This is a genomic window from Bacillus sp. OK048, assembly GCF_900103525.1.
Classification (GTDB): Bacteria; Bacillota; Bacilli; order Bacillales; family Cytobacillaceae; genus Neobacillus.
This window is the reverse complement of record NZ_FNHN01000002.1, coordinates 446,888-467,893: the sequence shown is the minus strand read 5'-3', so window position 1 is coordinate 467,893 and position 21,006 is coordinate 446,888. Positions and strand designations below refer to the sequence as shown.

The 21,006-nt window shown below is 38.7% G+C and carries 20 protein-coding genes; 18 read left to right on the top strand and 2 right to left on the bottom strand.

Annotated features, from left to right (window positions below; genetic code table 11):
- Nucleotides 1-47 precede the first annotated feature (47 nt).
- The 3 genes from pfkA to BLR86_RS05715 all read left to right on the top strand — a co-directional run bounded on the left by pfkA (nucleotide 48) and on the right by BLR86_RS05715 (nucleotide 3,317).
- A complete protein-coding gene (gene pfkA / locus BLR86_RS05725; RefSeq protein WP_090759184.1) occupies nucleotides 48-1,007 on the top strand; it encodes a 6-phosphofructokinase in 960 nt (319 codons plus the stop codon).
- Between the two features lie 63 nt (nucleotides 1,008-1,070).
- Nucleotides 1,071-2,831 carry a pyruvate kinase gene (gene pyk, locus BLR86_RS05720; protein WP_090759448.1) on the top strand — a complete coding sequence of 587 codons (1,761 nt, stop codon included), beginning with the start codon at nucleotides 1,071-1,073 and terminating at the stop codon, nucleotides 2,829-2,831.
- Nucleotides 2,832-2,930: 99 nt separating this feature from the next.
- Entirely contained in the window at nucleotides 2,931-3,317 is a 387-nt protein-coding gene (locus BLR86_RS05715) for an FxsA family protein (protein WP_090759182.1), read from the top strand.
- Between the two features lie 39 nt (nucleotides 3,318-3,356).
- Here the strand turns inward: BLR86_RS05715 and ytvI are convergent, their stop codons facing one another.
- A complete protein-coding gene (gene ytvI, locus BLR86_RS05710) occupies nucleotides 3,357-4,472 on the bottom strand; it encodes a sporulation integral membrane protein YtvI (RefSeq protein ID WP_090759180.1) in 1,116 nt (371 codons plus the stop codon).
- Between the two features lie 104 nt (nucleotides 4,473-4,576).
- On the opposite strand from ytvI, the gene BLR86_RS05705 reads away from it, so the two are divergent.
- From BLR86_RS05705 to BLR86_RS05650, 12 genes are all read left to right on the top strand, one after another.
- Nucleotides 4,577-5,038, top strand: a complete 462-nt coding sequence (locus BLR86_RS05705) for a DUF441 domain-containing protein (protein WP_090759177.1) — start codon at nucleotides 4,577-4,579, stop codon at nucleotides 5,036-5,038.
- 617 nt (nucleotides 5,039-5,655) lie between these two features.
- Nucleotides 5,656-6,774: a citrate synthase gene (gene citZ, locus BLR86_RS05700; protein WP_090759175.1), complete on the top strand. Its 1,119-nt coding sequence runs from the start codon at nucleotides 5,656-5,658 to the stop codon at nucleotides 6,772-6,774.
- A 122-nt stretch (nucleotides 6,775-6,896) separates the two neighbouring features.
- Nucleotides 6,897-8,168, top strand: coding sequence for an NADP-dependent isocitrate dehydrogenase (gene icd / locus BLR86_RS05695; protein WP_175492802.1), 1,272 nt, complete (start codon nucleotides 6,897-6,899; stop codon nucleotides 8,166-8,168).
- Between the two features lie 116 nt (nucleotides 8,169-8,284).
- Complete coding sequence (mdh, locus tag BLR86_RS05690) at nucleotides 8,285-9,223, top strand: malate dehydrogenase (RefSeq protein ID WP_090759446.1); 939 nt, start codon at nucleotides 8,285-8,287, stop codon at nucleotides 9,221-9,223.
- 78 nt (nucleotides 9,224-9,301) lie between these two features.
- Nucleotides 9,302-9,778 carry a MaoC/PaaZ C-terminal domain-containing protein gene (locus tag BLR86_RS05685; RefSeq protein ID WP_090759171.1) on the top strand — a complete coding sequence of 159 codons (477 nt, stop codon included), beginning with the start codon at nucleotides 9,302-9,304 and terminating at the stop codon, nucleotides 9,776-9,778.
- A 132-nt stretch (nucleotides 9,779-9,910) separates the two neighbouring features.
- Entirely contained in the window at nucleotides 9,911-10,627 is a 717-nt protein-coding gene (locus BLR86_RS05680; protein ID WP_090759169.1) for a response regulator transcription factor, read from the top strand.
- Nucleotides 10,624-12,387, top strand: coding sequence for a two-component system histidine kinase PnpS (gene pnpS / locus BLR86_RS05675; RefSeq protein ID WP_090759167.1), 1,764 nt, complete (start codon nucleotides 10,624-10,626; stop codon nucleotides 12,385-12,387). Before BLR86_RS05680 ends, pnpS begins: the two co-directional genes overlap by 4 nt.
- Nucleotides 12,388-12,405: 18 nt before the next feature.
- Nucleotides 12,406-15,039, top strand: coding sequence for a DNA polymerase I (gene polA / locus BLR86_RS05670; RefSeq protein WP_090759165.1), 2,634 nt, complete (start codon nucleotides 12,406-12,408; stop codon nucleotides 15,037-15,039).
- A 44-nt stretch (nucleotides 15,040-15,083) separates the two neighbouring features.
- Entirely contained in the window at nucleotides 15,084-15,911 is an 828-nt protein-coding gene (gene mutM, locus BLR86_RS05665) for a DNA-formamidopyrimidine glycosylase (protein WP_090759163.1), read from the top strand.
- 88 nt (nucleotides 15,912-15,999) lie between these two features.
- A complete protein-coding gene (gene ytaF, locus BLR86_RS05660; protein ID WP_090759161.1) occupies nucleotides 16,000-16,641 on the top strand; it encodes a sporulation membrane protein YtaF in 642 nt (213 codons plus the stop codon).
- An 18-nt stretch (nucleotides 16,642-16,659) separates the two neighbouring features.
- Nucleotides 16,660-17,262 (top strand): dephospho-CoA kinase, encoded by a 603-nt coding sequence (gene coaE / locus BLR86_RS05655; protein ID WP_090759159.1) that lies wholly within the window; start codon nucleotides 16,660-16,662, stop codon nucleotides 17,260-17,262.
- A 115-nt stretch (nucleotides 17,263-17,377) separates the two neighbouring features.
- Nucleotides 17,378-17,737, top strand: a complete 360-nt coding sequence (locus BLR86_RS05650; RefSeq protein WP_090759157.1) for a hypothetical protein — start codon at nucleotides 17,378-17,380, stop codon at nucleotides 17,735-17,737.
- Nucleotides 17,738-17,752: 15 nt separating this feature from the next.
- Here the strand turns inward: BLR86_RS05650 and BLR86_RS05645 are convergent, their stop codons facing one another.
- Nucleotides 17,753-18,658 (bottom strand): nuclease-related domain-containing protein, encoded by a 906-nt coding sequence (locus BLR86_RS05645; protein ID WP_090759155.1) that lies wholly within the window; start codon nucleotides 18,656-18,658, stop codon nucleotides 17,753-17,755.
- Nucleotides 18,659-18,865: 207 nt separating this feature from the next.
- Between BLR86_RS05645 and BLR86_RS05640 the strand changes: the two genes are divergently transcribed.
- The 3 genes from BLR86_RS05640 to nrdR all read left to right on the top strand — a co-directional run bounded on the left by BLR86_RS05640 (nucleotide 18,866) and on the right by nrdR (nucleotide 20,960).
- Nucleotides 18,866-19,897, top strand: coding sequence for a glyceraldehyde-3-phosphate dehydrogenase (locus BLR86_RS05640; protein ID WP_090759153.1), 1,032 nt, complete (start codon nucleotides 18,866-18,868; stop codon nucleotides 19,895-19,897).
- A 117-nt stretch (nucleotides 19,898-20,014) separates the two neighbouring features.
- Nucleotides 20,015-20,410, top strand: coding sequence for a hypothetical protein (locus BLR86_RS05635; RefSeq protein WP_090759151.1), 396 nt, complete (start codon nucleotides 20,015-20,017; stop codon nucleotides 20,408-20,410).
- A gap of 88 nt (nucleotides 20,411-20,498) precedes the next feature.
- Nucleotides 20,499-20,960 carry a transcriptional regulator NrdR gene (nrdR, locus tag BLR86_RS05630; protein ID WP_045523558.1) on the top strand — a complete coding sequence of 154 codons (462 nt, stop codon included), beginning with the start codon at nucleotides 20,499-20,501 and terminating at the stop codon, nucleotides 20,958-20,960.
- Nucleotides 20,961-21,006: the final 46 nt, after the last annotated feature.

The window sequence follows — 21,006 nt, the reverse complement described above, 5'->3', positions numbered from 1 at the left end:
AACTTAGAAATACATACTATTAAATTAAATTGCTAGAGGTGGTATAAATGAAAAAAATTGGCGTCCTAACAAGCGGTGGTGACTCACCAGGAATGAACCCAGCTATCCGGGCGGTTGTCCGAAAAGCAATCTATCATAACGTTGAGGTTTATGGAATTTATGGTGGATACACTGGACTCATTTCTGGAAAAATAAAAAAACTTGAACTTGGCTCTGTAGGTGATATTATTCATCGCGGAGGGACTATGCTGCAAACTGCACGCTGCCCAGAATTTAAAACACCAGAGGGACAGCAAAAGGGAATTGAACAGTTAAAAGCACATGGTATTGAAGGACTTGTTGTTATAGGCGGCGATGGATCTTATCAAGGTGCTAGAGCATTGACACAACAAGGTTATCCATGCGTTGGTGTGCCTGGAACGATTGATAATGATATTCCTGGTACTGAAGCTACCATTGGTTTCGATACAGCATTAAACACCGTTATTGACGCCTTAGATAAAATCCGTGACACTGCAACATCTCATGAAAGAACCTTTGTCATTGAGGTAATGGGAAGGGACGCAGGAGACCTAGCATTGTATGCTGGATTAGCTGGTGGAGCAGAAACGATTCTTATTCCTGAAGAAGGCTATGATTTGGCTGAAATTGTAGACAGACTTCGCAAAGGGCAGGAACGCGGGAAGAAGCATAGTATCATAATTGTTGCAGAGGGAGTTTGCAACGGCAATGATTTTGCAAAGCAGCTTAAAGAAGCAACGAACTTTGATGTAAGAGTCTCTGTCCTTGGTCATATTCAACGCGGTGGATCTCCAACGGCTGCTGACCGAGTGCTGGCAAGCCGTTTAGGTGCAAGAGCCGTTGAATTGTTAATAGAAGGCAAGGGCGGACGTGCCGTGGGGATTGAAAAAAATAACCTGGTTGATTATGACATCGTCGAGGCTTTAGAAAGAAAGCATTATCTAGACCTTGAACTTGTTAAGCTTTCAAAAGAATTATCTATTTAGGCTGTTGAAAGAAAAGAGCCCTATCTAAAAGTACTAGTTGAAATATAGGAGGAAACAAAGATGTTGCGTAAAACGAAAATCGTATGTACGATCGGTCCTGCAAGTGAAAGTGTAGAAAAGTTAACTCAATTGATGGAATCAGGGATGAATGTGTGTCGCTTAAATTTCTCCCATGGTGACTTCGAAGAGCATGGTCAGCGAATCCAAAATATTCGTGAAGCATCTAAAATGACAGGTAAAACGGTTGCGATTTTACTTGATACAAAAGGTCCAGAAATCCGCACGAATAATATGGTAAACGGAGCAATTGAACTAACGTCTGGAGATAACATTATTGTATCGATGAACGAGGTAGAAGGGACAACTGAAAAGTTTTCGATTACATATCCAGGATTAATTGATGATGTTCAGGTAGGGTCTAAAATCCTTTTGGATGATGGTTTAATCGGACTAGAAGTCCTTCATATTGATAAAGAACAAAATGAAATTCAAACAAAAATCCTTAACAGTGGAACATTGAAAAACAAAAAAGGGGTTAACGTTCCTGGAGTATCGGTGAAGCTTCCAGGTATCACTGAAAAGGATACAAATGATATCCTGTTTGGAATTGAACAAGGTATAGATTTTATTGCGGCATCCTTTGTCCGCCGTGCAAGTGATGTTTTGGAAATCCGTCAGATTCTAGAAGAAAAGCAGGCTACACATATTCATATTATCCCTAAGATTGAAAACCAAGAGGGCGTAGATAATATTGATGAAATCCTTGAAGTTTCTGATGGTTTAATGGTCGCTCGTGGAGATCTTGGTGTAGAAATACCTGCTGAGGAAGTACCACTCGTGCAAAAAATGTTAATTAAAAAATGTAATGCACTTGGTAAACCCGTAATTACAGCTACCCAAATGCTTGACTCTATGCAGCGTAACCCACGTCCGACACGTGCAGAAGCAAGTGATGTTGCCAATGCAATTTTTGATGGTACGGATGCCATTATGTTATCTGGTGAAACAGCGGCAGGAGTATATCCTGTTGAAGCTGTGCAAACCATGCATAATATAGCTTCTAGAGCAGAATCAGCTCTAGACCATAAAGAAATTCTTTCTGCTCGCAGAAAAGATACAGAACACAATCTTACAGACGCAATTGGTCAGTCAGTTGCCCATACTGCTTTAAATCTTGAGGTAAATGCAATTATTACACCAACTGAAAGTGGACATACTGCAAGAATGATTTCAAAATACCGCACAAAGGCACCAATTGTGGCAGTTACTGCAAACGAGCATGTTTGCCGCCGATTAGCGCTTGTATGGGGTGTATATCCTCAGCTTGGAAAAATGTGCACCTCAACGGATGAAATGCTTGATAGTGCAGTGGAAGATAGTGTCAACAGTGGTCTTGTCAAACATGGTGATCTAGTTGTCATCACAGCTGGAGTTCCTGTTGGTGAAGCAGGTACAACCAATTTGATGAAGATTCATGTTGTCGGTGATATTATCACTAGAGCACAAGGGATTGGCCGTAAGTCCGCTTTTGGTAAAGTAGTTATTGCCCATAATGCGGGGGAGGCTATTGAAAAGGTAAAGCCAGGATCCATTTTAATTACCCTAGGTTCAGATCGTGATATGGTACCGGCTATTGAAAAATGTGCTGCTCTGATCACCCAAGAAGGCGGACTAACTAGCCACGCAGCTGTCGTTGGACTAAATCTTGGCATCCCAGTCATTGTTGGTGTTGAAAACGCACTAGAACTGTTCAAAGACGGTCAAGAAATCACAGTAGACGCATCAAGAGGTGTCATCTATAACGGACACGCAAGCGTCCTTTAAGATTGGAGAAGAGAAGGGATTACCCCTTCTTTTTTTTTGAGCACTAAATTACCAATTCGGTATATAATTAATACAAGCTGGTTTGAAGGAGATAAATAAATGCGCTATTTAGCTTTATTAATTATTGTGATCCCTGCCATTGATATTGGGGTTCTGCTTGTATCAGGAAAAACGTTCGGGGTGTTGCCAACGATTGCTTTTATTATTTTTACAGGAGTAGTTGGTGCTTACTTGGCTAAGCGAGAAGGACTGCAAACGATAAAAAGAGCCCAGGAACAGCTTGCCTATGGTCAAATTCCTGGTGACTCTGTATTGGATGGCATTAGTATTTTAATTGGCGGAACGCTTCTATTGGCACCTGGGTTTATTACCGATATCTTCGGATTTTTGTTTTTATTCCCACCTACAAGAAAGCCATTTAAATTCCTGATGATAAATTCTTTACGAAAGAGAATTGAAAAAGGGAATATTAAGATTATCAAATAAAAAACGCCAACTTCCAATTGGAGATTGACGTTTTTGCTATTATATTTCTTTTCCTTTTATAAAAGTCCATAGGTCGTGAAAAACATTTGCGCGGTAGAGGGTGCTGATAATAACTAGGGTCACTGGTCCAACGATTAATCCTAGAAAACCAATAAGTTTAAATCCGACAAACAACGCGATCAACGTGGCTAATGGATCGATCCCAATATTAGATGAGAGTATTTTGGGTTCCATCACTTGTCTTTGAACAATAACCAATAAATAAAGTACCCCTAAGCCCACAGCGAGACCAATATCCCCTGTAATGACTTCATAGATAATCCATGGTACAAAAACAGCCCCAGTACCAAGATAGGGAATAATGTCCACGACACCGGTTATTAAAGCAATGGTGATCGCATAATCAACCCGAAGGACAAGCAGTCCGATTAAAATAATAACCGTTGTTATAGAAATAAGAGTTAATTGCGCCTTCAGAAAACCAAATAAGGCCTTCTGCAAATCAACAATGACCGTTTTACTGCTTGATTTAGCTTTTTCTGGTAATATCCTGTTTCCGAACCGTGAAAATTTGTCCCAATCTTTACTAATAAAAAAGGTAGCTAGCAAGGAAAAAATTAATACTGTTGCTGCATTTGGGAACCATGAAAGAATCACTGGGATATTGCCAAAAAGATTTTGAATGAATGTTCCAACCGTAGACCCAATTGTTGTGCCGACATTTTGAATATTATTGATGATCGTATTTTGCTGGCCATTATCCAACTGTTTAAACATGCCTGTTAATTGATTATAAAGAGGGATAATTTGACCAGTAATATACTCTTCGATATAGCCAATTAATGTATCCAAATGCTCGGGAACAACTCTAGCAAGGTAATTTGCACCCGAAACAATTTCAGCAACCAACAGTGTAACTAAGCCTGCAAGAATCGCAAAAATAAAAATTAACGCCACAAAGACAGCTAATCCTCTAGGCATTCGAAGTTTTCTTTCGAATATGGTAACAATTGGATTGATAAAAAAGGCAATTACTAAGGCAATTAGAAATGGATAGGTCACTTTTGATAAATAATAAAATGCTAGAAGTGCGATAACAATAATCGCAAACACTAAAATGAACCTTACCGTTTGATACAAGTATTTTTTATCCAATAACATGCCTCCTAACCAGTCATATAGGTAGTTATAGTTTAACATTATTTGCATAACAACGCATGATTTTCCATACAGAGATGATAAAAAGGTGGATGAAGTAAATGTTTAATGAGTCATTATTGTTCTTATTACTACTGCTAATTATTGGGATTATTGCAAAAAACAACTCCTTGTTGATTGCTATTGTCGTCTTACTTGTTTTAAAGTTGAGCGGACTTGATAGCAAATCCTTTACTTTTTTACAAAGCAAAGGAATTAACTGGGGAATTACCCTCATTACAATTGCTGTGTTAGCTCCGATAGCATCGGGGGATATTGGTTTTAAAGATTTGTCTGGTGCTTTTAAATCACCACAAGCTTGGATAGCGCTCATTTCTGGTATTCTTGTAGCATTACTTGCAAAGGGCGGAATATCTTTATTACAAAATGAGCCGCATATTACAACCGCACTGGTCTTAGGAACCATTTTATCCGTATCTATTTTTAAAGGTGTGGCTGTTGGACCACTTATTGGTGCTGGAATTGCCTATACAGTAATGAAAATAATCGATTTTTTTCACTAGTTTTTTTGTAAAATAATATTTTTTTGAACTTTTCAACCCCTTTTCGTTCACAAAAATCTGATAATTGTTTATAATAGGACTTGAAAGCGCATCCTTTTTTACATAAGTCACATTAATATGCTAGATTACTTGTGAAATAACTTTTTCATCAACAAATAAGTTATTTGCTTGTTGGTCTTTTCCCGAGCAAGCGCTCAATCTAGATATTTTGTTTAAAAAGGCTGTGTTAAAGTTTATTGTTGATTTTATAGCCTGTTGTTTTGCGCGGAAGGCACGAGACTCCTGCGGGACTAGCAGGTCAGGGTGAGACCCCGCAGACGCGCAGCGGCGAGGAGGCTCACCGACCGCCCGCGGAAAGCGAAGTGCCTCGTGACAGGCAAAGAACGCCTGTCCCTGCGGTGATTATTCAATGAAGCTTTCCTTAGTGGAGCGCAAATCAACAGTCTTGTTTAACACAGCCTTAAAAAAAGAGGCGCGCCATATTCATTCATAATCAATGTTTGAAATGAAGAATATCTTTCAACACAGCTGTGACCGTTGTTCGATTTCAGCTGATAAAAATACTTCTTTTTACAAATGGGTAATGGGGAAATTAGAATGAGAAGGAGAGATTTTCTATGACAGTTACACGTGGTCTTGAAGGGGTAGTGGCAACAACTTCTTCCATCAGTTCAATCATCGATGATACATTGACATATGTTGGGTATGACATCGATAATTTAGCTGATAATGCAAGTTTCGAAGAAGTAATTTACTTATTGTGGCACCGCAAATTACCAACAGCGCCTGAATTAGCAGAATTAAAAAAGCAACTGGCTGAAAATGCGGCACTGCCACAAGAAGTGATTGAGCACTTTAAAATGTATCCAATTGAAAAGGTTCATCCAATGGCTGCGCTTCGTTCCGCCGTTTCTTTATTAGGATTATATGATGAAGAAGCAGACTTAATGGACCCCGAGTCAAACTATCAAAAGGCGGTTCGACTTCAAGCAAAAATGCCGGCCATTATTACAACCTTTGCGCGCGTTAGAAAAGGACTTGAACCGATTGCGCCAAGAACCGACTTAAGCTTTGCGGCAAACTTTCTTTATATGTTAACTGGAAATGAGCCAGATAAAATTGCTATTGATGCTTTAGACAAAGCACTTGTTTTACATGCAGATCATGAACTGAATGCTTCTACATTTACAGCGAGAGTATGTGTGGCAACGTTATCCGATGTATACTCAGGAGTTACAGCTGCAATTGGAGCACTTAAAGGACCACTACATGGCGGTGCAAATGAAGCAGTTATGAAAATGCTTAAGGAAATTGGAACGATTGAAAATGTTGAGCCATATGTTCGTGAAAAGCTTGCCAACAAAGAAAAAATCATGGGCTTTGGACACCGCGTTTATCGCTCCGGCGATCCTCGTGCGAAGCACTTACGAGCCATGTCTAAAAAATTAACGGAACTTACAGGCGAGCCTCATTGGTTTGAGATGTCTGAAAAGATAGAAGAAATCGTTACAGGTGAAAAGAAATTACCGCCAAACGTTGATTTCTATTCTGCTTCTATGTACCACAGCTTAGGTATTGACCATGATTTATTTACACCAATCTTTGCTGTAAGCAGGGTTTCGGGCTGGCTTGCTCATATTCTAGAACAATATGATAACAACAGATTAATTCGTCCGCGTGCAGAATATACCGGTCCTGGCATGCAGACTTATGTTCCAATTGAACAAAGGGGTTAATTCATTTTACTTTTATGAAAAAAATTGTTCTAATAAGATTGTAACCTATGGTTAGGGAGTCTTATCTCTAACCTTGGCTGCAATTCGATGATTGTTTTTTTACATACAGGAGGGAGAAAGAAATCATGACAGGCGAAAAAATCACAGTTATCAACGGAGTATTAAACGTACCAAACAATCCAGTAATCCCATTTATCGAGGGTGACGGAATTGGTCCAGATATTTGGGCAGCGTCCGAGAGAGTATTAAATGCCGCAGTTGAAAAGGCTTATAAAGGCGAGCGCAAATTAATTTGGAAAGAAGTTCTTGCTGGAGAAAAAGCATTTAACCAAACGGGTGAATGGCTTCCAAAAGAAACTCTTGATGTTATCAACGAATATTTGATTGCAATTAAAGGCCCACTTACAACACCTGTTGGCGGCGGTATCCGTTCGTTGAACGTTGCCCTTCGTCAAGAGCTAGATTTATTTGTATGCTTACGTCCGGTAAGATGGTTTGAAGGGGTACCATCTCCTGTTAAGCGTCCGCAAGATACGGACATGGTGATTTTCCGTGAAAACACTGAGGACATCTATGCTGGAATTGAATATGAAAAAGGCACAGAAGCAGTTAAAAAAGTAATCGATTTCTTACAAAACGAAATGGGTGTTAACAAAATCAGATTCCCTGAAACTTCAGGTATCGGTATTAAACCAGTTTCTGAAGAAGGAACATCTCGTCTTGTACGTGCAGCCATTAATTATGCGATTAAAGAAGGCCGTAAATCTGTTACGCTCGTGCACAAAGGAAATATTATGAAATTCACAGAAGGCGCATTCAAAAACTGGGGTTATGAGCTTGCTGAAAAAGAATTTGGCGATAAAGTCTTTACATGGGCTCAATATGATCGCATTAAAGCTGAGCAAGGTTCAGATGCTGCTAATAAAGCACAAGCTGATGCCGAAGCAGCTGGCAAAATTATCGTGAAAGATGCGATTGCTGATATCTTCTTACAACAAATCCTTACACGTCCACGTGAGTTTGATGTTGTAGCAACTATGAACTTAAATGGAGACTTCATTTCTGATGCTCTAGCAGCACAAGTAGGCGGAATTGGTATCGCTCCTGGAGCAAACATCAACTATGAAACTGGACATGCTATTTTCGAAGCAACACATGGTACTGCACCAAAATACGCTGGACTTGATAAAGTGAATCCATCATCAGTTATCCTATCTGGTGTATTACTACTTGAGCACTTAGGCTGGACTGAAGCAGCGAAAATGGTGATTAAATCAGTTGAAAATACCATTGCTTCTAAAGTGGTAACGTATGACTTCGCTCGTTTAATGGACGGAGCAACAGAAGTGAAAACATCTGAATTCGCAGATGAATTAATTAAGAACATGGAATAAGGGGAAAGCTCATCGCCTAGGTGTTGAAGCTCGACATGGACATTCAGGGCTGTTTTCGAACAGCCCTTTTGATTAAGGATGTTAATACTTTCAAAGGGCAAAGGGGAGAGGTAATAATGTCATTGAAGAGAAAAAAGGTTTCTGTAATTGGTAGCGGTTTCACTGGGGCTACAACAGCTTTCTTACTTGCACAAAAAGAGTTAGGTGATGTTGTTCTAGTTGATATTCCACAAATGGAAAACCCAACAAAAGGAAAAGCTTTAGATATGCTTGAAGCAAGTCCAGTTCAAGGTTTTGATGCGAATATCACGGGTACATCAAATTACGAAGACACTCGTGATTCTGATATCGTGGTTATTACTGCAGGTATAGCTCGTAAGCCTGGAATGAGCCGTGATGATCTAGTTCAAACAAACCAAAGAGTCATGAAGAGTGTTACCCAAGAAATCGTGAAGTTTTCTCCAAACTGTACAATCCTTGTCTTAACAAACCCTGTTGATGCAATGACATATACGGTATTTAAGGAATCAGGGTTTCCTAAAAACCGAGTAATCGGACAATCTGGAGTATTGGATACTGCTCGTTTCCGTACATTCGTTGCCCAAGAATTAAATCTATCGGTAAAAGATATTACCGGCTTTGTTTTAGGTGGTCACGGTGATGATATGGTTCCCCTTGTACGTTATTCTTACGCTGGAGGCATTCCATTAGAAACATTAATTCCTAAAGACCGGTTAGATGCAATCGTTGACCGTACTAGAAAAGGCGGCGGTGAAATCGTTAACCTTCTAGGAAATGGCAGTGCCTATTATGCTCCTGCGGCTTCCCTTGTTGAAATGTGTGAAGCTATTCTTAAAGACCAACGCCGCGTTCTTCCTTCGATTGCCTATCTTGAAGGAGAATTTGGATATGAAGGTATCTACCTAGGAGTGCCAACAATCCTTGGCGCCAACGGAATTGAAAAAGTAATTGAACTTGACCTAACAGCAGAAGAAAAAGCTGCATTAGACAAATCCGTAGAATCCGTTCAAAACGTAATGAAAGTATTAGTGTAACGAAAAGGAATTCGGGGAAAATGAATCCCCGAATTTTTTCTACTACATATGAAACCGTTTACAAAGGAGTGTGGAAGAATGCTTTTGGGAAAGAAAAGAAAACTAGGCAGAGAAATTAAAGAAATGTCAGTTGGCGAAAAACTAGCCTTAACTGAAAAAGTTGAAGATAAGGAAATTCTTCTGTATTTAGGGTTAACAGATGATGCGAATCCGTTATTTATTCAGCATGATTATGCGTCCCAAACACCATTCAAAAAGCCAATCGTCCCAAGTATTATGCTCACTGGAATGATTACCTCGGCGATTTCAAAGTATTTACCAGGACCAGGAAGCCATATTGTAAGCCAAGATATTCAATTTCCCAAACCTGTTTACCATTATGCAACAGTCCAGTTATTACTAGAAGTTGTTGAAGTAAATCAGGAGGACCATACAGTAATGATTACGGTTGTTGGTACAAATGAAAAAGAAGAGGCAGTTATTACCGGGAAAGTGAAAGTGTGTCCTCCGTATCACCTAGGAGGAATGGATGGCAATGTGTTAGATAATTTTTAGTATTTTTTTTAAACAAGGAATGTGCTCACTCACATTCCTTTTTTTTGTTCTTAGGTTGGATAGTAGGTAATCTTTTTGGTTCTATATTATAATGGATTAAGGTAGAAAATTGAATTATTTTCGGGGGTAACTATGAAAAATAAGGTACTAGTTGTAGACGATGAACAATCAATTGTAACGTTACTACAATATAATTTGCAACAAGCGGGCTTTGATGTAATCACAGCGATGGATGGATTAATGGGAAAACAATTAGCAGAAACAATGGCACCAGATATTATTGTTTTAGATCTAATGCTGCCCCATATGGACGGAATCGAAGTGTGTAAACAGCTTCGACAACAAAAAATCATGACACCGATCCTAATGTTAACGGCTAAAGATGATGAGTTTGATAAAATATTGGGGCTTGAGCTTGGGGCTGATGATTATATGATTAAGCCATTTAGCCCACGGGAAGTCGTTGCCCGCGTAAAAGCAATATTAAGAAGAATTCAAATACAGACAAACCAGAATGAAGAGGAAATTTTGGATAGTTCTGTAATCATGGTCGGGAGTCTACAAATCTTTCCGGAAAAATACGAAGCATATTTTAATAATCAGCATTTAGAATTAACCTTAAAGGAATATGAGTTACTGCACTACTTAGCTCAAAATAAAAATCGCGTTTTAACTCGTGATCAATTATTAAGTGCTGTATGGAATTATGAATTTGCTGGAGATACTCGTATTGTAGATGTTCATATCTCACACCTAAGGGAAAAGATTGAAGAGGATACGAGAAAACCTGCTTATATTAAAACTGTCCGTGGACTAGGTTATAAGCTCGAGGAGCCGAAGAGTGAATGATAAAATTCCGTAAAAAGCTTCTATTTGCCCTAATAACCTTACTTATTATGGGCTTAGTGGGATTAGGAATTATTCTAGGTCAGCTTTTTAAAAGTAACTACCTTGATACATATAATGAAAGATTAAATAAAGAGGGCAATCTGCTTAAATTGAATATTGAAAAAAATGGTGGAGTAAACTCAATTAATCAAGATGAAGTAATGAAAATAAGTCGTATGCTCAATGTGAGACTGGCTATTACAGATACCGCTGGGATGATTTTTTTTGATAGCGGGGAAATGGACAAGTCGATTGGTAACGGAATAAAGGAAAATATTAATGAAGTTTTAAAAGAAAAGGCAAAAAATGATACAAAGCTGATTGAACATGATGAATACGATTTACACTATTCCTGGAAGTCCATAGAAAAAGCTGGTAAGGAAGAAGGATATCTGTTTATTATTACAAAAACGGATGAACTAAAAAAAGCGTACTCACAAATTTGGTTGATTCTATCGATTAGCTTAGTGATGGCCCTTATTGTCTTTATATATCTTGGATATAGAATAACTTCAAAATATTCAAAGCCAATTGAAGCTGCTACGAATGTGGCGATTGAATTGGCAAAAGGAAATTATCGTGCACGAATAGAAAGCAACGAATTAATTGAAACCAGTATGTTAAGCACTACTATCAATGTGCTGGCTCAAAATCTTGAAGAAATGAGTAAAGCCCAAGAAATACAGCAAGACCGGTTAAGTGCACTGATAGAAAATATGGGTGCTGGGCTGCTATTGATTGACAGCCGTGGATACATAAATCTAATTAATAAAGGCTACATCGAGATCTTTCACGTGACCACATCAGATTACTTAAATTATTTATATTACGAAATAATTGAGCAGGAAGAAATCCGAAGTGTGATTGGGGAAGTTTTCCGTACTGAACAAAAAGTCAGAAAACAACTTCGTTTTCCTTTGGGAATTGAAAGAAGATACTTTGATGTGCATGGGATACCGATTATTGGGACAAATAATGTTTGGAAAGGCGTTTTACTTGTTTTCCATGATATTACTGAGTTAAAGAAACTTGAAAAAATGAGAAAAGATTTTGTAGCAAATGTATCACATGAATTAAAGACGCCCGTTACCTCAATTAAAGGCTTTACTGAAACGTTGTTAGATGGTGCGATGAACAATAAAGATACGCTTGAAGCTTTTTTATCAATTATTAATAAAGAAAGCGGTCGAATGCAATCGCTAATTCAAGACCTGCTTGATTTCTCCAAAATTGAACAGCAGGAATTTCAACTTAACATCCAGGACTTTGATCTGTCCGAATTAATACAAGAAGTAATTACCATGCTTAATAAAAAGGCAACATCAAAGGATATTCACCTAGGGCTTGAGTTTAAGGGGAAAGATTTATTTATCCAAGGAGACCATGACCGCTTAAAACAGGTATTAATTAATTTAATTAGTAATGCAATCTTGTACACCTCGACAAAAGGATATGTAAAGGTATCACTATTTGATCATGAGAGAACAGTTAAAATCCATGTTAAAGACTCTGGTGTTGGAATAAAGAGGGAAGAGATCCCACGGATTTTTGAAAGATTTTATCGTGTTGATCGAGCAAGAAGCCGTGATTCTGGAGGGACAGGTCTTGGTTTAGCAATTGTAAAACACTTGGTTGAAGCACATCATGGAAACATCACCGTGAAAAGCACCCTTGGTGAAGGCAGTGAATTTATCGTCGAACTACATAAATATATGAATTAGCCTGAAAGGGGTAAATGGATGGATAAGAAAAAATTAGTATTAATAGATGGGAACAGTATTGCTTACCGTGCTTTTTTTGCACTGCCCCTATTGAATAACGACAAAGGTGTCCACACCAATGCAGTATATGGCTTTACTATGATGCTGAACAAGATTATGGAAGATGAAAAACCAACCCATATACTCGTTGCATTCGACGCAGGAAAAACCACATTCCGTCATAAGACTTTTGGAGAATATAAGGGTGGAAGGCAAAAAACACCGCCCGAACTATCTGAACAATTCCCTTATATTCGGGAGCTTCTAGATGCGTATGGAATAAAGCGCTATGAGCTTGAAAATTATGAAGCGGATGACATCATTGGAACGCTCTCATTATCTGCCGAAAATGCTGGCTATGAAATTAAAGTCATTTCCGGTGATAAGGATTTAACGCAGCTTTCATCTGAACATACGACGGTCGGAATTACCCGTAAAGGAATTACTGATATTGAGGTATACACGCCTGCGCATGTTATGGATAAGTACGGCCTAATTCCAGAGCAAATTATCGATATGAAAGGATTAATGGGTGATCCTTCTGATAATATTCCCGGAGTACCTGGTGTCGGAGAAAAAACAGCGATTAAGCTTCTGAAGGAATTTTCAACTTTAGAGAAGTTACTAGAATCCATTGATCAAGTGGCTGGAAGTAAATTAAAAGAAAAGCTGGAAGAATTTAAAGATCAAGCAAAAATGAGTAAGGAGCTTGCTACGATTGAAAGGCAGGCGCCAGTAGAAGTAACCGTCGAAAGTGCGATTTTCGAGGGCATTGAGAGAGAAAAAGTTGTTGCTTTATATAAAGAACTTGGCTTCCACTCGTTATTGGAAAAGTTAGGCGGCGACACAACGAGTCCCGACCAACTTGAGCTTGAAGAAATAGAGTTTCAAACCCCCGAAGTGATTACCGATGAATTGTTTGCAGATAATAATCATTTCTACGTTGAGATGATTGAAGATAATTATCATTATGCAGATATTCTTGGTTTTTCGATTGTGAATGAAAAAGGATATTATTATTTACCAACAGAGTTAGCTATACAATCCGAAAGCTTTAAAAAATGGGCCGAAGATGAATCGAAAAAGAAAAACGTCTATGATGCGAAGCGCTCTGAAGTTTTACTAAGAAGGCATGATATTCATTTAAAAGGGGTCAATTTTGACACATTAATGGCCTCGTATCTTATCAATCCAACTGAATCCATCGACGACCTTTCAACGATTGCAAGAAAATACGGGATTACGATCCAGTCAGATGAGTCTTTTTATGGAAAAGGGGCTAAGCGGAAAATTCCAGATGCTGCACTGCTTGCTGAGCACCTAGTTCGAAAAAGCCTTGCCATGTTTGATCTGCATCAAAAACTGGAAGATGAGTTAAAAACAAATGAACAATATGAATTGTTTACTGAGCTAGAAATGCCTTTATCGCTCATTTTAGCTGATATGGAATCCTGTGGGATCAAAGTGGAAAAGGAACGCTTGCAAAAGATGGGCGGCGAAATTCATGACAGGCTTATTGAAATTGAAGGCATTATTTACGATTTGGCCGGTGAAAAGTTCAATATTAATTCAACCAAGCAATTGGGTGTGATTTTATTTGAAAAGCTAAACCTGCCACCCTTTAAGAAAACAAAAACAGGATATTCCACGTCAGCGGATGTTTTGGAGAAATTAGCAAATGATCATGAGATTATTGAGCATATTCTTACTTATAGACAATTAGGAAAGCTGCAATCTACTTATATCGAAGGTCTACTTAAAGTGATAAATCCAAAGACAGGAAAAATTCATACACGATACCAACAAACTTTAACGTCAACAGGCAGATTAAGCTCGATTGACCCGAACCTACAAAACATTCCCATTCGATTGGAAGAGGGGCGGAAAATTCGCCAAGCCTTTGTCCCATCTGAACCAGGATGGATCATTTTTGCAGCCGATTATTCGCAAATTGAGTTAAGGGTTCTTGCCGATATTGCCGGTGATGAGAAACTAATACAAGCATTTAAAGATGACCTTGATATTCACACAAAAACGGCGATGGATGTATTCCATGTGAGTGCTGATGAAGTCACATCCAATATGAGACGACAGGCTAAGGCAGTAAACTTTGGTATCGTCTATGGAATCAGCGATTATGGTCTTTCACAGAGCCTGGGGATTACCCGTAAGGAAGCTGGACTATTTATTGACCGCTATCTAACTAGCTACCCTGGGGTGAAAGAGTATATGGATGACATCATTCATTCGGCTAAAGAAAAAGGGTACGTATCAACGCTGCTGCATAGAAGAAGGTATATTCCAGAGATTACCGCCCGTAATTTTAATGTTAGAAGCTTTGCAGAAAGAACGGCGATGAACACACCCATTCAGGGAAGTGCCGCCGATATCATCAAAAAAGCGATGATTGATATGGCTGAAGCATTGAAGGATTATCGCCTGAGAACAAGACTCCTTCTCCAGGTGCACGATGAACTTATTTTTGAAGCACCAGAAGAGGAAATCGAAACACTCAAGAAATTAGTTCCTGATGTGATGGAAAATGCCCTTGAATTAAAAGTGCCATTAAAAGTCGACTTTTCCTATGGTCCAACATGGTTTGATGCGAAGTAGAAAGCTGCAGTGATGCTAGATAGCATTCAGGGAGGACTTAATGTATGCCGGAGTTGCCAGAAGTAGAAACAGTAAGAAAAACGTTAAAAAGTCTTGTTACGGATAAACAGATTGAAAATGTAACCGTCCACTGGCCGAAAATCATCAAAAATCCAGTAGAGGTGGAGCAATTTATTGATGCCCTAAAAGGCGAAACGATAGAGGATGTCGGTAGAAGAGGTAAGTTTCTGATCATCTATACGACGACTTTCGCCCTAGTTTCCCATTTACGAATGGAAGGGAAATATGGACTTTATCCGAGTGAAGATCCGTATGATAAGCATACTCATGTCATTTTTCATTTTACCGATGGAAGTGAGTTACGGTATCGGGATGTGCGTAAATTTGGAACGATGCACTTGTATAAAAAGGGCGAAGAATTTCAAAAACCTCCGCTTATTGACCTTGGACCAGAGCCTTTTTCAGCGGATTTTACAGTCGAGTATTTGACTGAAAAGCTGAAAAAGACAAATAGAAAGATAAAACCTGCCCTCTTAGATCAAAAAGTCTTTGTTGGACTTGGTAACATCTATGTGGACGAGGCATTGTTTCGTTCGGGAATTCATCCTGAAAGGATCGCTAATTCTTTGAATGAACCTGAATTAGCACTACTTCATCGAGAAATTGTGAAAACATTAGGTGAAGCAGTTGAAAAAGGGGGAAGTACGATTCGCTCGTATGTGAATTCACAGGGTGAGATTGGAATGTTCCAGCTTGAATTATATGCCTACGGCCGTGAAGGGAAAGCATGTAAAAACTGTGGCATGCTGCTAGAAAAAACGAAGGTAGGCGGAAGAGGGACGCATTTCTGCCCGAACTGCCAAAAGCTTTAAGCGTTAGAAGTGGATTGACAATTTAATAACAAAGGATAGGCTCCTGCCATATACTATCGTAGTGATTGACGGAAGGAGCCTAGACATCATGTTTCACTTGTTCTCACTTCTCCTGCTGGCTTTTGCTCTCAGTCTTGATAGCTTTAGCGTAGGGTTTACGTATGGCCTTAGAAAAATGGTACTGCCGCTTAAATCAGTTTTCATTATTGCCACTTGTTCAGCAATTTCATTAATGATTGCTGTGTCCATCGGCCACGGGTTAGGAAAGATTTTATCACCAAATATCACGGCAAGCTTGGGGGGCTTTATTTTAATTGCTCTCGGCGCCTGGGTATTGTTTCAATTTTTTCGATCTGAAAAAGAAAAGGAATCCGAACAACTCGAACATGAAAAGTTAATTGTTAATTTTGAAATTCGCTCGTTAGGGATCGCGATAAACATCCTAAAAAAACCAATGTCGGCGGACTTTGACCGTTCGGGTACGATAACTGGAATCGAGGCACTCATGTTGGGCTTTGCCTTATCCATTGATGCATTTGGAGCAGGAATAGGCGCCGTTATGCTGGGATTCTCTCCAATCTATTTGGCCATCACCGTTGCCGTCATGAGCTCTTTATTTGTTCTTTTTGGAATAAAATGCGGTAGTTTTTTTCATAAATTTAATTGGATCCAAAAGTTTACCTTTTTACCAGGGATTTTATTAATTATCATTGGTATTTGGAAATTATGAATATGAGAGGACAAGAGTATGTCACTAGTAATCGGATTAACAGGCGGAATAGCCAGTGGAAAAAGTACAGTTTCAAATATGCTAAAAGAAATGGACATCACTGTTATTGACGCAGACGTAGAAGCCCGCCTTGCTGTTGAAAAAGGAGAACCCGCCTATCAAAAAATCGTCGCTGAATTCGGCCAGGATATTTTACTTCCTGGTGGTGAGATTGACAGGCAGAAACTCGGTTCTATCATTTTTCATAACGCCGAGAAACGACACCTCTTGAACGGAATGGTCCATCCCGAGGTTAGAAAAAGGATGAAGGACCAAGTGGAAGCAGCCGTGGAGCGGGGGGAACAATTCGTTGTCCTCGATATCCCACTGCTATTTGAAAGTAAATTAACATTCATGGTAGAAAAAACTATTTTGGTATTTGTAGATAGAGCGGTCCAATTGCAGCGGCTTATGGAGAGAAATGATCTCTCATTGGAAGATGCAGAGGCAAGAGTGAAATCACAAATGCCGCTTGCAGATAAAGTTGCGTTAGCCGATGCGGTTATTGATAATAATGGGACAGTTGAGGAAACCAGAAAACAGCTTTTCGAAATTTTGGAAGGCTGGGGAATCACAACGTGAAAAAGAAGGGGCGAGCCTCTTCTTTTTTTGTTTGCAATGGTTGGGCAAGTGGTGAGCTCTTATATGCGCGAAAAAGAAAAAAAAGAAAAGTTTCGGTCAAGTGGGGAGCGCCCATGTGCGCGAAAAAGAAAAAAAGAAAAGTTTCGGTCAAGTGAAGGACGCCCATGTGCGCGAAAAAGAAAAAAAGAAAATTTTCGGTCAAGTGGGGGGCTCCCATGTGCGCGAAAAAGAAAAAAAGAAATGTTTCGGTCAAGTGAAGGACGCCCATGTGCGCGAAAAGGAAAAAAAGAAAATTTTCGGTCAAGTGGGGGGCTCCCATGTGCGCGAAAAAGAAAAAAAGAAATGGTTCGGTCAAGTGGAGGGCTCCCATGTGCGCGAAAAAGAAAAAAAGAAATGGTTCGGTCAAGTGGGGGGCGACCAAGTGCCCAAAAGGCAAAAATGGCTCCCGCATTACCATGTGAATCCTGGTAAATAGGGAACCATTTTTACTTTACCTGTAGTGAGCAAACCTATACTTTCCGACAATTGCAAAATTTTCATTTAATATGCGCCTAATCTGCCTTTCAGGTACTATCCCCCCACACCATTCGAAAACGCAGCGAGTAGTTATTTTTTTCTCGGGAAACAAAAGTCTTAATTCATCCACACACCTCATTACAGCTGATTCAACGTCCTCCACACACGAACATGTACCACAAGTTAACTTCGTTCTGCCAACAATAATGGAAATAGAGTTACATGAAACGCAGGTTAACATTTTTTGAAGTTTGTCATAATCATAGGCTGGAATCTTAGAAAAAGGATTTTTGTCCAGTTTTAAGGAGATTAAAAGGTTAGCATGTTTTATGTTTCTATCAGTTATCTTTGATGGAACCGTATTTAACTTATTTAAGAAGCGAATAACCTGTGTGGGTAAAATGATTTGTTGATTTTCGGGTGCATGATACAACGTAAATTCGGGGTTTATGAAAACAAGGTATGATTCGATGTGGAGATTATATCCATGCTGCTCGTTTAATTGACTAAGCAACAAATGACATCTTTTCAATTGGGCAAGTGGATCTTTCATGGGTTTCCCAGTACCATAATAGAAGCCGTCTTCTTTAAAGTAGTAATCGCCTTCAAAATTTTTTACATCAATGAGATAAAGCGATTTTTGAAAACTGATTAGCGAATCAATTTGGAAGATTGAATTATTATAGTCGAGCAATAAACCATTGGAAATCAAATTTTCACTTTGAAGATTTTCCGACAAGGAATCAAATTTTAATTCCCCCTCGAACCCTTTTTCGAGGATTAAATAATTCTGTTTCTCCTTTTCTGTTAACTTCATTCTTGGATTCAAAACTCTCAAAATTGCTAAATCTTCTGGTACCTTGCGTGGATTAATGACCATACGTCACGTCCCTTCCTCTTTCTAATTATATAAAAGATTCAAGGATTTTTGGATAAACTTATTGGACATTCTGTTAACAAGCTATCTGAATTAAAAACATTTTAAAAAAAATCCGCACATTATATATGGCTATTTCATCTAAATATGTTATACTAATTACATCAAATAAGTTAATAAGTATAACATTATTACGGAAGGGGCCGTGAAATGAGGGTGAGAATTGCAATTAATGGTTTTGGGAGAATTGGAAGGATGGTTTTTAGAAAAGCGATCCTTGAAAATACGCTTGATATTATTGCAATTAATGCGAGCTATCCAGCAGAAACGTTAGCACATTTAATTAAATATGATACGGTTCATGGACCATTTCAAGGGGATATCATTGCGTTAGATGAAGAACTAATTGTAAACGGTAAACGAGTAAAATTATTAAATAATCGAAATCCAGAACTGCTTCCATGGAAAGAGTTAAATATCGATGTGGTTATTGAAGCAACTGGGAAATTTAACTCACGTGACAAAGCAGCTCTGCACTTAGACGCAGGAGCAAAAAAGGTCATCATTACTGCACCGGGGAAAGATGAGGATATTACCATTGTTATGGGCGTTAATGAAGATCAGCTTGATATCAATCAGCATGACGTAATTTCCAACGCTTCATGTACGACAAACTGTCTAGCACCAGTGGCAAAGGTTTTGGATGAAAAGTTTGGAATTGAAAATGGTTTGATGACAACCATACACTCCTATACAAATGATCAGCGGAATATCGATAACCCGCATAAAGATTTACGGAGAGCCAGGGCATGTGGACAATCTATCATTCCAACTTCAACGGGAGCTGCCAAAGCTTTGTCACTTGTATTACCACAGTTAAAAGGCAAGTTGCATGGGATGTCACTTCGTGTACCTACACCGAATGTTTCTTTAGTTGACTTGGTTGTCGATTTAAAGCACGATGTAACCATTGATGATATCAATCAGGCTTTTATTGAGGCGAAAAATGGTCCGTTAAAGGGAATCATCGACTTTACAATGGAACCGCTTGTATCGGTTGATTTCAATACAAATCCGAAATCCGCTATTATCGATGGATTATCAACTATGGTAATAGGAAATAAAAAAGTAAAAGTGCTTGCTTGGTACGATAACGAGTGGGGCTATTCTTCACGCGTAGTCGATCTAACCTTATATGTGGCACATTTAATGGCGAATTGCAATCAAGTGAAAGTTGGATAAAAATTTTAGAAAAGAACCATAAATAATCACAACAAGAGGTGTATTTAATATACATCTCTTTTATTTTTTTCTAAAAGTATTGTAAACTAAAGAAAAGATAATATTTTGGAGGCAATCATGTCTATAATTGGCAACCTTTTTATTCGTTTCAGAAAACAAATTGAAACTTCAGATCAACAAAAAGATAGTTCCTTAACTACCCATTACTATAAAGCTACCTTCAATCAGCTATTTAAGTCTGTTGAAGAGCTATTTAGACAGGATGCGGATTGTAAAATTACGACGGTTTCAAAAGATCATGGGGAGATTGCAGTTGAAATCAATAAACCGATTCCTTGTTTCCTAATCGTCACGGTTGTTTCTGTGAAACCGTTGGAAACAGCGGTGGATTTTAATATTTCATCAGAAAAATTTTCACCCATTGGTCTGCAGCCTATTTTAAGAAAAAGACTTATTTCTTATTATGAGAAAATAAACAAAATACATACACTTGTTCGCAAAGGAAAAAGCTAATAATACTTCTTGTGTTACGGTTTTCTATCTAATAAGATAAACAATAGATAAGTATGATTATGTATGGATTGATTTGGGAGTTGATCAAATGAAGTGCCCTTCATGTCAAAATTATGGTACACGTGTGCTTGATTCCCGGCCGGTAGATGAGGGACGTGCAACCCGTCGAAGACGAGAATGTGAAGAATGTGGCTATCGTTTCACGACATTCGAGAAGATTGAAGAAATTCCACTGATTGTCGTCAAGAAGGAAGGTACGAGGGAAGAATTCAGCCGTGATAAGATTTTACGAGGCTTGATTAAAGCTTGTGAAAAGCGCCCTGTTGCTTTAAAAGAGCTTGAGGATATTACTCAAGGGGTTGAAAAGGAACTGCGCAGTCAAGGGATATCTGAAATAAAAAGTGAATTGATCGGTGAAATGGTGATGGACAGGCTAGCGCATGTTGATGAGGTAGCATATGTGCGCTTTGCGTCGGTTTACCGTCAATTTAAAGATATAAATGTTTTTATTCAAGAATTAAAGGAACTGATAAACAAGGAGAAATCCTAGAGAGCTAAAGAAAGTCTTTGGCTCTTTATTACTTTTTTAAAAGGGT

Coding starts and splice junctions, on each gene's coding strand:
- coaE (WP_090759159.1), top strand. CDS start 16,660: ATGTCACTAGTAATCGGATTAACAGGCGGAATAGCCAGTGGAAAAAGT.
- BLR86_RS05705 (WP_090759177.1), top strand. CDS start 4,577: ATGTTTAATGAGTCATTATTGTTCTTATTACTACTGCTAATTATTGGG.
- mutM (WP_090759163.1), top strand. CDS start 15,084: ATGCCGGAGTTGCCAGAAGTAGAAACAGTAAGAAAAACGTTAAAAAGT.
- BLR86_RS05715 (WP_090759182.1), top strand. CDS start 2,931: ATGCGCTATTTAGCTTTATTAATTATTGTGATCCCTGCCATTGATATT.
- polA (WP_090759165.1), top strand. CDS start 12,406: ATGGATAAGAAAAAATTAGTATTAATAGATGGGAACAGTATTGCTTAC.
- ytaF (WP_090759161.1), top strand. CDS start 16,000: ATGTTTCACTTGTTCTCACTTCTCCTGCTGGCTTTTGCTCTCAGTCTT.
- BLR86_RS05645 (WP_090759155.1), bottom strand. CDS start 18,658: ATGGTCATTAATCCACGCAAGGTACCAGAAGATTTAGCAATTTTGAGA.
- citZ (WP_090759175.1), top strand. CDS start 5,656: ATGACAGTTACACGTGGTCTTGAAGGGGTAGTGGCAACAACTTCTTCC.
- nrdR (WP_045523558.1), top strand. CDS start 20,499: ATGAAGTGCCCTTCATGTCAAAATTATGGTACACGTGTGCTTGATTCC.
- BLR86_RS05685 (WP_090759171.1), top strand. CDS start 9,302: ATGCTTTTGGGAAAGAAAAGAAAACTAGGCAGAGAAATTAAAGAAATG.
- mdh (WP_090759446.1), top strand. CDS start 8,285: ATGTCATTGAAGAGAAAAAAGGTTTCTGTAATTGGTAGCGGTTTCACT.
- pfkA (WP_090759184.1), top strand. CDS start 48: ATGAAAAAAATTGGCGTCCTAACAAGCGGTGGTGACTCACCAGGAATG.
- BLR86_RS05635 (WP_090759151.1), top strand. CDS start 20,015: ATGTCTATAATTGGCAACCTTTTTATTCGTTTCAGAAAACAAATTGAA.
- pnpS (WP_090759167.1), top strand. CDS start 10,624: ATGATAAAATTCCGTAAAAAGCTTCTATTTGCCCTAATAACCTTACTT.
- BLR86_RS05680 (WP_090759169.1), top strand. CDS start 9,911: ATGAAAAATAAGGTACTAGTTGTAGACGATGAACAATCAATTGTAACG.
- BLR86_RS05640 (WP_090759153.1), top strand. CDS start 18,866: ATGAGGGTGAGAATTGCAATTAATGGTTTTGGGAGAATTGGAAGGATG.